2 protein-coding genes are annotated in these 14,720 nt (G+C 53.7%); both read right to left on the minus strand.

The window, feature by feature from the left end:
- Positions 1-5: 5 nt before the first annotated feature.
- Entirely contained in the window at positions 6-8,108 is an 8,103-nt protein-coding gene (locus AC2TF6_RS16275) for an amino acid adenylation domain-containing protein (RefSeq protein WP_491307643.1), read from the minus strand.
- Positions 8,109-8,149: 41 nt separating this feature from the next.
- Complete coding sequence (locus AC2TF6_RS16280; RefSeq protein WP_491307644.1) at positions 8,150-14,719, minus strand: amino acid adenylation domain-containing protein; 6,570 nt, start codon at positions 14,717-14,719, stop codon at positions 8,150-8,152.
- Between the last annotated feature and the right edge of the window lies 1 nt (position 14,720).

Raw genomic sequence — 14,720 nt, forward strand, 5'->3', positions numbered from 1 at the left:
ACCCCTTACTGCTTGATGGTCTGGAAGGTTGGAATCACGGACTCGAACATGCGGCGGATCGTTTCTTCGTCTTCCTCATAAGGCAGCAAGAGAGAAATGTGCAGAAGGTTGCCCGTATGCTGTACGGTGAAATAAATGACAGGCCGAACTTCCGTCGAATTAATGTCCGGATCGTCCAGTCTTTGGAGAAGTCCTCCGTCTTGCTGGATTTCGCCGAGATAATTCACAACGATCGGCAGCTTATGGAGACTGTTCTGTAAATAATAGCCGGACAGCGGGTAATCTTCTGCCGTTTCCCGGTTATAGATCAGGTTGAAAAAGTTCAGATTATGCGTCGAAGCCGCATGAAGAAGATTTTGTACGGAGCGCTTCTCTTCACCGGATATTCTGTCAAGCAGAACCGGAATCTGATCGATGCATTCGCCGATCGTATCGTAATAATGGCGCCCCATATAATGCCTGCCGTAATTCGTAAGCCAGACCGGCACTTCTTCCAAGCCGAAATACCTTGAGAAAAACCGTTCCGCAAGATCAATAGCCTTATGCCACATACGCTCGGCGAGATCCGTTCCGGCAGCCTGCCCCTCCATATTAATCTCATGCACATACTTTGTGGCTTTGGAGCGGTTTTTCCTCTGTAGGGCTTCTCCGATCACCAATGTTTGCTGGTAAAAAGATTCCAATCTGAAGCGTTCGTTAATCTCGGCATCGCCGATTCCAGCCGGACCTTGCCGGACTTGACCAACATAGCTGCGGTACGAGTGGTCAGGCCTGTTTATTTCGTGCCTTGAGGCCTGCTCCTCGTCCGCGTTGTAAAACGCAAGCACATCTGTTCTCAGAATTTCACTGCTCATGCCGTCAAAGATGATGTGCGAACACGGAAGCAGCAGGTAATGCTCCCGCAAGTTGAGCGAAACCAGGGAAAACCGGTATAGGGCGCTGTCTCCCAGCTCATAAGGGCGGAAATAAAGCTCCTTCAACAGCCCTGACATGATACGCTGCTGCACGGAAGGCGTGTATGCCGATAAATCAATGACTGGAAGTGCAAATCCCGGTGATCTTTCTTTCAGTTCCCAGCCCCACTGTTCCCCCGTCTGCACGAGTTGGCTTCTCAGCAGATCATGCTTCCCGATTACCCGCTGCAAAGCCGCATTTAACCGCTGCGTATCGATCATTTCGTCAAAAGATAGGAGCGTGCCCGATGCTTCGGGATAAGCCAGATGATACTCTTGGATCGGCGCCAGCGAGTACTGCTCGGCAGCCGGCATCTGCGCCAAGGCGGTTCCCCAAGCCTCGTGGGAAGATGAGAGTTCTTTCAGAGCATGCATCAGAGTATCCTGCAGCTCCGAGTCCGTTAAATTAAGCGCTTCTGCTGACAGTTCTTGCCCTGCCTGTCCATTCTCACCGGCTGCACTCTCCCCGTTTCCATCTTCAGAAACGACCTGCGGTACGATGAAGTGAGGATGAAGATCTTTATGGAAGTTGGAGCGGATAAGTTCAGTAATCTCCGGCAACCGCTTCTCGTGATCCGGAATGAGCTGTAGAAGCACCACCTTTTTGCCCTCACGCATGTCTGCCTTTAACCTGAATCCGGGACCGAACGTGACGTGCAGTAGCTGCTCCGCTTCTTCGAAAGTCTTAACGCCGGCATTGTCCCTAACATGGACGGAATGCTTGCGGGGCGACTCTGATCCGGCTTCTTCAGCCTCCTTAAAGGCAGGAAGAAGTTCCGACAATCCGCGAATCGTCTGCACCTGGAACAACTGGTGCATCCCTATTTCCAGACCCAGCTCCTGCGCTTTGGATATAAGCTGGATAGCTTTGAGGGAGTGGCCGCCGAGTTCGAAGAAATTATCGTCGAGACCGACTCTCTCCACACCGAGTACGCTTTCCCATACACCTGCCAGAAGTTTTTCCTTGGTGCTTCTCGGCGGGGCATACGGGGATGAGGAGAGCCCGTCCTGCTCCGGCTCTGGAAGTGCGCGGCGGTCGATTTTGCCGTTTTTCGTGAGCGGCAGAGAAGGCAGGAACACGTAACGGGCAGGGATCATGTAATCGGGAATGCGTCCGCTCAAGTATGCTTTCACCTCAGACGGCGTGAGGTATTCGCTTGTTCCGATATAAGCGCAAAGGAACTTTAGACCCTCGCCGGATTCTTTAACGGCGACAAATGCCTCGCGCACAGATTCGTGCCCAAGCAGCCGGGTCTCGATTTCTCCCGGTTCAATCCGGTAGCCCCGTATCTTGACCTGCTGGTCCATCCGCCCCAAATATTCGATGCTTCCGTCCGGCAGCCACCGTCCCAAATCGCCGGTCCGGTACATTCTTTCACCGGGGCGGAACGGATTCGGCACGAATTTTTCCCGGCTCAGATCTTCACGGTTCAAGTAGCCCCTGGCCAGCCCGTCACCGCCGACGCAGATTTCTCCTTGAAGACCGACAGGCAGCAGCCTGCCCGACAGGTCCACCACATAGGCGGTGGAATTCGCGATCGGTCGGCCGATCGGAATGTTCGCATACTCCCGGTCGATAGGAAAGCAGCAGGAGAACGTCGTATTTTCCGTCGGGCCGTAGCCGTTGATAACCGTGAGCTGCGGACAAGCGTTTCTTACGGAAGCGATCATGGTCGGCGACAGCACATCTCCGCCTACGAGCAGATACCGAAGCGGCGCAAACAAGGCCGGATTGGTTAACGCCAGCTGATTGAAAAGCGGCGATGTCAACCACATCGTGGTAATTCCGTACGCTTGCAAAGCTTCCTCCAGCTTGCCGGCGTGAAGGAAAACGGATTCCGGTACAATGCATAGCTGGAGTCCGTTAAGCAAAGCGCCCCAGATTTCAAACGTGCAAGCATCGAACACAAGCGCGCCGGTAAGCAAAATGCGGTCCGACGGTTCAAACGTAACAAAGTTGGTGTTTTTGACAAGACGAACAACGCTTCGGTGCTCAATCATGACCCCTTTGGGACGCCCTGTCGAACCTGATGTGTACATGACATAAGCAAGAGATTCCGCGTCCGCTGTGCGCGGTAAGTTGCTTTCGCTGCCGGTATACACAGAAGGGTCTGCCAATCCCAAAACGGTCCCTTTGAAGCCGCTAAGCAAACTTTGAGCCGAATTCGGGTCTCCTGCAAGCATAACAGCTGCCGAACTGTCATCCAGCATATACGCGATGCGGTCTTCGGGGTACGAAGGATCGATGGGCAGGAAAGCTCCTCCCGCTTTGAGAATGGCTAATATTGCAACGATCATTTCGGGCGACCGTTCAGCCATAATCCCCACTAGCGTATCCTTTCCGACACCAATTTCACGCAGCTTCCAGGCAAGCTGATTGGCTTTCCGGTTAAGCTCGGCGTAGGTGATCTCCTTGTCTTCAAAAAGAACAGCCGCTTCGTCCGGCCTCAGCGCAGCCTGTTCTTCAAACAATTCATGTGCGGCGGCGTCCCTTGGATACTCTGTCTTCGTCGCATTGAATTGTTCCAGAATCAGGTCCCGTTCACTGACGGTTAATAAATCAATATCCGACAGTTTTATATCCGGGTTCTGTGAAATTTGCTTTAATAGTTCCACATAATGATCGGCAAATTTTCGTACAGTGTCTTCTTTGTACAGCTTTGTCGCATATTCAAAACTGAAAGAAAGAAGCGGGCCTTCCGAGCTTTCCGTTTCCTGGGCGGTGAGAGTCAGATCAAACTTGGAAATTCCGTTGTGATGCTCAACCGCCGCAAACTCGGCACCCTCCGCTCCTAGCTCGCGGGATTCCGTATTTTGAAGTACAAATACGGTATCGAACAGCGGGTTGCGGCTAACATCCCGGCGCAGCTGAAGTTTCAGAATCAGGTCCTCAAGCGGTACCAGCTGGTTTTCAAACGCCTGCAGGGCGTTCTGCTTCACCTCATCAAGGAAAGCTGCGAACGTCTTCGAACCTGACGGATAATTACGCAGAGGAAGAGTGTTTACGAACATGCCTAAAACGTCCTCTAAATCTGCATGAGGCCTTCCGGCTACAGGAGTGCCGATAACCAGATCATCCTGTCCGGAATACTGGGCAAGCAGCGCGTTATAAGCGGCAAGCAGAATCATATAAAGCGTTGCACCCTGACGGGAAGCGGCCTGCTGCAGCCGCCGTGTAAGTTCGTGATCCGTCTCGAAACCATAGACGGCCCCTTCAAAGCTCTGCAGTTGGGGACGCGCATAATCCGAAGGAAAGTTCAGGACGGGAATCTCGCCGCTGAACGTATCCAGCCAAAACTTTTCCTGACGTGCCACGGTACCGTATGCCGATAACTGATTCTGCCACATCGTGTAATCTTTGTACTGGACAGAAAGCTCCTCTAGTTCTTCTCCCCGATAAAGCCGGGTAAACTCCTCGGTCATCCGTTCAAGAGAAGTGCCGTCGGTAATAAGATGGTGCATATCGATCAGCAGCAGGTGACGCTCGGCCTCCGTCTTTACGAGACCCGCACGCAGAAGAGGGGCCGTTCCCAAGTCGAATGGACGGATAAAGCCATCTGCAATTGTTTGTATATGCGCTTCACTTTGAACGTCCGTCCAATTGGTGGACAAGTTAGCAAGCTCCGTAACCTCTACCTGAAAAGAGATCTGCGCCGGATCATGAATAACCTGCACATATTCCTCCTGAATTCGGGTGAATGAAGTTCGAAGCGCTTCGTGCCTTGCAATCAGCTTACGGAAGGTCTCATTAACCTTCTCCGGATTGAGCGCCCCTTTTACCTCGAGAAGCAAAGGAACGTTATAGGCCGTTGCGGCTCCCGATATTTCCTGTACGACCAGCAATCTGCGTTGGGCCGGAGATACCGGATACCAGGGTTTTTCGGAAGCCTTAGGGATCGGTGCATATGCTGCCTCCGTTATGCCCTTTGCGGTGATTGCAGTCGCCTGTGCTTGCAAAGTCTGGGCCTCGAATATTTTTCGGAGAGGAAGCTCAACGCCGAATTCCTTCGAGATTCTGGCAAGAAGAAGCGCAGCTTTCAGAGAATGCCCGCCTCGTTCGAAAAAATTATCGTGGAGGCTCACACGCTCCGCGCCAAGCACTTCCTGCCACAGCGAAGCCAGACGAACTTCTGTCTCGGTTTCCGGTGCCGTATACTCATCGGAAGCTCCACTGGACGGATCGGGCGCTTGGAGCGCTTTTCTGTCGATCTTGCCGTTAGGCGTCAGCGGAAACTCCTTCAATGGGATAAAATGAGCCGGCACCATGTAAGACGGCAAACCCGAAGCCATATGTTCGCGAAGCTCGGAGGCAGCCGGAGAATCCCCTTCGGAGGTGTAGTACGCGCACAGTGTTTTTTCCGATGAGATTTCGTGAACGAGAACAATCGTCTCCCGTACCCGGCCGTGCTGCAGTAGTCGCGTTTCGATTTCACCGAGCTCGATACGGTAGCCCCGGATTTTGACTTGGTGATCGATACGGCCCAAATATTCCAGATTGCCTTCAGGCAGCCATCTGGCAAGATCGCCTGTACGATACATTTTCCGCCCGGGCTCAAAAGGATTCGGAACGAATTTTTCGCCGGTGAGAGCTTCACGATGCAAGTAGCCGCGCGACAAAGCTTCTCCGCCGATACAAAGCTCTCCGGCCGTTCCCCGGGGTACAAGCTGCAAATCGGCATTCACCAGATACACCTGCGTATTGTAAAGCGGCTTGCCGATCGGAATCATCCGGTGATTTTGCACGGCAGTACCCCGCTTAGCTTCCCATACAGTCGCGCAAATCGTCGCTTCCGTCGGACCATAAGCATTAAAATAATCCACATGCGGACTCCATCTGCGGACCAGTTCCGGTGAAGACTCGGAACCGCCCGTAATCAATATCCGCAGTGACGGCAAACGTCCGGGGTCCAGATAAACGGCGAAAGTGGGCGGAAGCATGGCAAGCGTTATTCCGTTATCCCGCACAAACGCTTCAAAGGAATCCAATTGAACCAGCTTTTCTTTCGGGGCCAGGTATAGTCCTCCGCCCATAAAGAGCGCCATATACATTTCCCAAACGGAAGCGTCAAATGAAAAACTGGCAAATTGCACGATACGGTCTTCAGGGCCCAATCCCAGCGTATTCTCGTAGAAAAGCTTCATGTTTGCCATACCCCGATGTTCGATCATGACGCCTTTTGGCTTGCCCGTAGTTCCTGATGTATAGATCACATAAGCGAGATGGTCAGAGGTGACGGAAACGTGCGGATTGGTTTCAATCCCCGTATACCACTGCTCGTCCTCCATAAAGACCGTATGCCCGGTAAATTCCGTATTGCCCGCAAGATGCCGGTGCGTCAGCAAAATCCGGGTTCCGCTGTCCTCGAGCATGTACGAGATTCTCTCCTGCGGATACTCGGGATCTACCGGGAGATAGGCGCCTCCCGCTTTTAAAATGGCGAGAATGCCGATCACCATTTCGGGAGAGCGTTCGGGCATAATAGCTACAATGGTATCCGGCCCGACACCCAAATCTTGCATTGCGGCCGCCAGCCGGTTGGAACGTGCATTCAGTTCGTTGTAGGTATACCGCCGATCCTCAAACGACACGGCGATACGGTCGGGGTGTTTTTCCACCTGCTCTTCGAATAAGCCATGTATCGTTGAGGTTCGAGCGTACGGTGCGGCCGTCTCGTTCAGTTCTTCCAGAAGCACCCGCCTTTCGTCTGCGGATAGCATGCCGATTTGCGAGAGCATTAAACTCCTGTTCGCCGCAATTTCCCGGAGAATCTGTATATAATGGCCGGCTAACCGCTCGACAGTCTGTTTTGCGTATAGTTTGGTCGCATACTCGAAAGTAAACGCCAGCTCTTCGTCCTCCTCCGCCAAAAGCGAAAGATCGAATTTGGAAACGCCCGACTGCGCTTCATAAGGCTCCAGGAGCAATCCGTCCATTTCCATCGACTGGGAACCTTTAGTCTGCAAGGAAAAAACCGTATCGAAAAGCGGATTGCGGCTGACATCCCTGCGTAGGCCCAGCTTTTCAAGCAGGCTTTCCAGTGGATACTCCTCGTGGTCAAAAGCTCCCAGAGTTCCATCCTTGATTTCGTTCAAGAAGGAGAGGAATGTTTTGGATCCGGCAGGTGTCTGGCGGATGGCCAGCGTATTCACAAACATCCCGATCAGCGGCTGAAGCTGCGTATGAGTCCGGCCTCCGACCGGAGTTCCGATGACGATGTCTTCCTGATCGGTATATTTATGAAGCAAAACGTAATAGGCCGCAAGCAGCACCATGTACAGCGTAGAACCGGTCTCCGAGGCCAGATGGCGGAGTTTATCCGCAAGCCCCCGGTCCGTCTCAAACTCGAAGCGTCCGCCTTCGAAGCTTTGCAATTGAGGTCTCGGGTAATCGGCGGGCATGTTCAGTACGGGAATTTCACCCTCGAACACGTCCAACCAGTATTTTTCCTGCTTGAGGAATACACCGTCGCGTATTCGCTCCTGCTGCCAATACGCGTATTCCTTGTAGTGCACGGGCAGTTCGGACAGAATTTCACCACGGTAGATCCGGTTGAATTCTTCCGCCAGAATTTGCAGCGACAGGCCGTCTGACACAGCATGATGCATATCCGTCATCAAAAGATGCCGCTCCGGCGCCAACCGGATCAAGGCGGCTCTGAACAGCGGTGCCCGGCGTACATCAAACGGACGGATAAAAGAGGAAACGCATCTTTCGATGACGCCTCTCTCTTCTTCCACGCCGGAAACCGTTTCTTCCGAATAATCCAGCTTAAACAAGATCTCGCCCGGATCATGAATGATCTGTTCGTACTCCCCATCCCTCTTCCGGAAGGAGGTACGCAGCGTTTCATGACGGGAAATCAAGGCTTCAAACGCTCCTTGAATCTTCCCGACATGTACCGGCCCTCTTGCTAGCAGGACGAAAGGCATATTGTAGGCGGCGGCCGTATCTCCGATTTCCTGAATCAGAAGCAACCTTTTCTGGCCGGCCGATACCGGATAAGCGTCCATTTTCTCCAGTGGACTCGGCCCGGCCGACGTGCCCGCCCCGCGTCCCGCCGGGCGGGACGCGGACAATCCTTCCTGAGCGAGCCTCGCTTCCAGAAGTTTACGTTTTTCCGGCGAGAGACTGGCTATTCGCTTCGATAAATCCACTTGGCGCACTCCCCTCTCCTGGTCTGTACCGTCTGCACCCTCTACACCTGTTCAAGCGCTTCAATTTCCCGTAAAATTTCCTCCAGCCTGCGAATCTCATCCAATTCCTTCCGGAGATGCTCTGCTATCTCCGCGATAGTCGGCTGCCGGAAAAGCTGGCGCAGCTCCAGCTCGATTCCCCATTGTTCACGGACTTGGGCAACGAACAAAGACGCTTTGAGCGAATGTCCGCCGAGCTCGAAGAAATTATCGTGAACTCCCACCCTGGTAGCACTCAGAATGCCTGCCCACATGGCGGCTAATTGCTCCTCGATCTCGTCTCCGGGAGCAACGTAATCCGCTGCGGAAGTTTGCACGGCATCCAGGCCGAGCAGCGCTTTGCGATCCGTTTTTCCGTTCGGCGTCAAAGGGAACTTCTCAAGCTGGGCGAATGCGGCCGGGATCATGTAATCCGGCAGGCTTTGTCCAAGGAAGGTACGGATTTCCGATGCCGGAATCTCCGTTTTCACAACGAGATATCCCGTTAACGTGTGTCCGCCGGAAACATCCTCTCTGGCGAGGACGACAGCTTCTTCCACGGCTTCATGACGGACGAGAGCGGTCTCGATCTCGCCCAGTTCGATACGATACCCTCTGACCTTGACCTGGTGGTCCAAACGTCCGAGAAACTCGAGGCTGCCGTCCGGAAGCCACCGGGCAAGGTCGCCTGTCTTGTACATGCGCCCCCCGCCTTTGCCGAACGTGCAGGGAACGAATTTCTCCGCCGTCAGATCAGGCCTGTTCCAGTACCCGCGTGCCAGTCCTTCGCCCGCAATACAGAGCTCGCCCGGCACTCCGGCAGGCTGCAGCTTGCCTCCGGCGTCGACAATATAAATCTGCGTGTTGGCGATGGGCCTGCCGATATCGATGGAGGCGGCATTCGTCAGGTTCTGCACGGCAGACCAAACCGTCGTTTCCGTCGGTCCGTACATGTTGAAAATGTTCAAATCCGGGAATTCCTGCAGTGAACGCAGAAGCGCAATCGGCATAGCCTCGCCGCCTACGAGAATATTGCGGACGTTCTGCAGGCTTGAGGCCCCTTCAGGGCTCCCGAGCAGCATTTGAAGGCGCGAAGGCGTAATCTGCAGCGTATCCATACCGTGAACGGAAATCAGGCCGCTGAGCGCTCCCGGTTCCGTCTGATGCAGGGTTTCCGCAAGGACGACGCTCATCCCGCAGGTGAGTGGAAGCAGCGTCTCCAGCACGAAGATATCGAAAGATACGGTCGTTAAAGCCAAAATTTTACGACCGGGGACAAATTCGATTTTTTCCCGCATCCCGGTAAAAAAGTTCGATACGGAACGGTGCTGAAGCATGACCCCTTTCGGATTCCCCGTCGAGCCCGACGTGTAGATGACGTAAGCGAGATGATGAGGTTCGCTGGCAGGCTCCAAATTGCCGGTCTCGCCGCTGTAAACTCCTTCCTCATCGAGGGAGATGACCGCATCCACAGTCTGTAAACCTTCCGCCAGGGCTCCCTCGGTCAGAAGCACACGGGCATCACTGTCTTCCAGCATGTAGGTAACGCGTGCCGCCGGGAAATCGGGGTCAATCGGCACATAGGCGCCGCCCGCTTTCAGAACAGCCAGGAGGCCGATCATCATCGAAGGAGAGCGCTCCGTCAGCAGCCCGACGAGCCGGTCCGGTCCGACTCCGTGACTTTGCAGCGTGCGGGCCAGCGAATTCGCTTTTTCGTTCAGCTGCCGATAAGTGAAGACCTGATCCCCGAACAATAAAGCAGGGGCGTCCGGAGTCAAGGCTGCCTGTTCTTCAAACTGACGGTGAATCGTTTTTTCATAGGCGAATGCAGCGGCCGTATCGTTAAATGACTCCACAAGCATGTGTCGTTCCCGTTCTTCCAGCATATCGATTGCCGACAGTTTAATGTCCGGATTGCGAACGGCAGCCTCCAGTATGCGAAGATAATGACCCGCAAGCCGTTGAACCGTTTCTTTTCTGAACAAGCCGGTTGCATATTCGAAGTGGAAATCGATGCCGCCGGTTTCGTTTTCTTCCGCCTGGAGTGTCAGATCCAGCTTCGCTACCGCATGCCCGAACTCGTAAGACTGGAACAGTTCACCCGGCTGGCCGATCTCTTCGATACCGAGATTTTGAAAAATAAACATCGTATCAAACAAAGGATTGCGGCTTAAATCGCGCTTGAGAGACAGCTTGTCCAGAATCGTCTCCAAGGGTATTTCCTGGTTCTGGAACCCTTGAAGCGCGGTTTGCTTGACCTCTTCAAGTAACTGACTGAACGTTTTATCCCCGGCGGGAAAGCTTCTCATCGGCAGCGTATTGACGAACATCCCGATCAGCGGCTGCAAATCCGCATGCGTCCTTCCGGCGACGGGCGATCCGACAATAATGTCTTCTTGTCCCGTATAGCGATGCAGCAGCGTGTTGAATGAAGCGAGCAGGACCATATATAAGGTCACGCCGGCACGGGCTGCCCTTTGCTTTAATACCTTGGTTTCACTTGATTCGAGCGTGAAGACAAACTGGTCTCCCTCGAAGCTCTGGAGCGGTGGCCGCATATAATCGGTCGGGAAGTTCAGAACCGGCAACTCGCCGCTCAGCTTCTCCGTCCAATAAGCTTCCTGGGCGTCCAAAACGCCACTGGAGCTGCGTTTTTGCTGCCAGACGGCGTAATCCTTGTACTGGATTTTAAGAGGGGCCAGCTCTTCTCCGGCATAAAGCCGGTTAAATTCATTGGCAATAACCGCCATGGAAACACCGTCGGCTATAATATGGTGCAGATCGATTAGAAGCGCCGTTCCCCCGCAGGTCAGATCCGCCGCTCCAACTCGAATGAGCGGAGCCTCCGCAAGGTTAAAAGGACGGATGAACCCTTCGATAACCCGGTCAAGCGCCTCTTTCTCGGCAGGTGTAAGGATATCTTGTACCACAGTCCGATTTTCCGGATGATCGCTCGCTCCGTTACCGCCCGTATTTTCCAGCGCGATCTCTTCAGCGGTTTTCAAAATCTCCGATAATCCTGAAAATGCCGGAATCTCCTCAATCCCGCTCTTCTCCTTCATTTCCCCGCTTCCGCCAAGTTCCGTTAAGGAAGGTACCTCCGCTCCTGACAAAGAGACTTCTTCTACTTCAAAAACCACCTCCGGGTGATTTCTCTGAACGATATCGGATTCAATCTGCTCAAAGGAAGTACGGAGCGGCTCATGGCGGGCGATCAACTTCTCAAAAACGGTTTGGAGGCGTCTGCGATCCAATGGAACCCGGCTGATCAGCACATGCGGAATATGATAAGCCGTGCTCTCTTGTTCGAGCTGATCCAGCACCATTAATCTTTTTTGCGCCGAAGTGACAGGATAAACGTCTCGTGGTTCGGCAGGTTCGATAGCTTGATGAGCCGAGTAGGCTTCCTTGCGGATCGCCTCGGCCATCGAACGGATCGTAGGCGACTCGAACACCTGACGCAGTGGTAGATCAACCTGCAGCCGCTGATGAATTTTGGAAACCAGCAGCGCCGCTTTCAGGGAGTGCCCGCCCCGGTCAAAAAACGAATCGCCGGCACCGAGGTGTTCCACCCCTAGCACTTCCTTCCAGATGGCGGCAAGCGCTTCTTCCATTTCGCCCTCGGGCGGAATATACCCGCTTTCATCCCAAACCGTGTCCGGTGCAGGAAGCGCTCTGCGGTTCACTTTGCCGTTGGATGTGAGCGGCATTTCCGGCAGGAATACGAAATAAGAAGGAATCATATACCCTGGAAGCTTTGCTGCAAGAGACTCCCTCAGAAGTACCGTTTCCGGAGCCGGGTCCGGACCGCAAACGAGATAGGCGCACAACACCTTCTGTCCCTGTCCGTCGGTCCGGTCCATCACGAGTGCTTCCTTTACCATCGTATGCCGGAGCAGCGCCGCTTCGATTTCGCCCAGCTCGATCCGGTAGCCACGGATTTTGACCTGGTGATCAAGCCGGCCGAGATACTCGATGTTGCCGTCCGGGAGCCATCGGGCCAGATCACCTGTTTTGTAAATGCGGCCGGAAGGATCGAAATCCGCTGACGCGAATTTTTCAGCTGTCAGTTCGGGCCGGTTTAGATAGCCTCTGGCCAAACCCGTACCTGCGATACAGAGCTCGCCCGCAACTCCGACAGGCTGGAGGCGGCCCGCGTTATCCGTAATGTAGAGTCGGATATTATCAATCGGTTTTCCGATCGGCACGCGATCCAGCGGATTTTTTCCAAAGGAACAATCAAAATAGGAAACATCAATGGTCGCTTCCGTCGGTCCGTACAGGTTGATCAGCCGAGAGCCGTTGGTCCGGTAAAACAGCGAATTAAACCGGTTCGCCTGTTGAGGATTGAGTGCTTCTCCGCTGGCGAATACATAGCGCAAACTAGCCAGAGCACCCGGTTCCAGCCGGCTCTCCGCATGGTCGAGAAAAACGGATAGCATGGAAGGCACAAAATGCATCGTCGTCACATTGTACTTGTCGATAGCCCTTGCGATCTGCGCCGGATCTTTTTCCGCGCCCGGTTCCAGAAAAACGACTTTAGCCCCGTACGCCCCCCACCAGAACAGCTCCCAGACGGATACGTCGAAGCTGTAAGGCGTTTTCTGCAAGATGACGTCTTTTTCGTCCAACGGGTAGCGTTTCTGCATCCAGTGAAGGCGGTTGATCAGGGCGCGATGCTCGATCATGACCCCCTTCGGATTTCCGGTCGTACCTGACGTATAAATGACATAAGCTAGATGCTCCGGTCCCGATCCGCGAGAAAGATTACTTCCGTCACCCGTCAAAAGATTTTCAGCATCGAGCTCGACAGTTTCTGCGCCGGCCGGAGCACGTTCCAACAGATCCTTCTGCGCGAGTACAAGAACAGCCCCGCTGTCGGCAAGCATGTAATCGATTCTTTCCTGCGGATGCCCCGGATCAATCGGGAGATAGGCCCCGCCCGCCTTCAATATGGCCAGCAGCCCGACCATCAACTCGATGGACCGCTCGCAAAGAATACCGACCACTGAGTCCGGCTCCACGCCCTTTAAGCGCAGCTGCCGGGCGAGACGATTGGCGCGCACGTTCAGTTCACGGTACGTAAGACGCTTCTCGCCGAATATGACGGCGATTTTTTCCGGTGTCATGGCTGCCTGAAGTTCAAACCAGCCGTGCATGGTTTTCTCGGCAGGATAGGAAGCACCCGTGTCGTTAAACGCACGCAGTTGGCCGCGTTCTTCATCCGTGAGCAGATTTATGCTGTCCAACGGAATGTCAGGCGTTTCCGTAATTTGCTCCAGCACTTGGTGCAGATGCCCGGCAATCGCGCGGATTCCCGCATATTCAACATTCTCCGCATTAAAGCTGAATTTGATTTCAAGCTCTCGTCCCGGTATTACCGTCAGCGTAAGCTCATAGTTCGTCTGCTCGAAGCCGTCCACTTCCGTGATGCGCAGGCTGTTTTGGGCCGGTTCCCCGTCTGTCCGCCGGCTTCCTCCGGTTTCATCTCCGGTTCCGATCAGTTCTTCGGATATCGGATAATTTTCGAACACAACGAGATGACGGATCAGATTGTGCTTTAACTGGGACTGCGCCTGGATGTCCGCAAGCGAAAGATAAGAATACGCGTTGGATTCCATCCAGTCGCTCTGCACACGGCTCAATAAGGCGGCAAAACTTTCGCTCTTCTCCCCGCTGATGCGTAATGGAATTGTATTAATGAACAGCCCCACCATGTTCTCGATACCCTTAATTTCTTCGGGCCGGCCCGAAACGACGGTGCCGAACACAACATCCGTGCTGTTGTTATACCCTTGGAGAAGCATACCCCAGGCGGTCTGGAAGACAGTGCTTACCGTAACCTGCTGGCGCTTTGCGATCTGCTCCATCTTGTGTGTAAGTGCGGCGTCCAGCTTCAAAGAATGATGTTCAAGCCGGAAAGGGGTGTTACCCTCCGCCCGGCTGAACCCGGGAACTGTCGTTTCGTTTTCCAGGCCATCCAAGTACTTGCTCCAATAAGCTGCGGCTTCTTCCCTGTTCTGATTTTCCAGCCACTGGATAAAACTGCTGAACGGATACACCGGCTCCAGGTTGGCCCGAATTCCGTCCCGAAGCGAAGTATACAGGCTGAAAAAATCGTTGGCGACGATGCCGAGGCACCAGCCATCCATAACGATATGGGGAAAACTCCATACGAGTTTGCAGGTAGTCTCGCTCCATTTAAATAAAGCCAGACGAAGGGGAACGTCCTTTTCCAAATCGAAACCGTTCGTCCTGTCGCTTCCGGTAAACTGTTCAAGCGCAGCCGTTTTGCGAGCCTCGCTCAAGCCGCTAACGTCTTCCGTATGGACGGAAGGCGCCTCCCTCTCCTGAAGCACTACCTGAAGAGGACGCTCCGTTTCTTTATATACAAACACCGTGCGGAAAATATCGTATCTCTCTATAAGCAGTTGAAGGCTCTTCTGAACCAGCTCACGGTCCAACACTTCACCGACGGTAATGATATTTTGCTGAAAATAAGCTTCGGAATCCCGATCCAGCATGGAATGATACAGCATGCCTTCCTGCATGGGGGACAGCGGATAGATGTCCTTAATCTTCACTTGAGACACA

It is taken from the genome of Paenibacillus sp. JNUCC 35 (assembly GCF_058269095.1).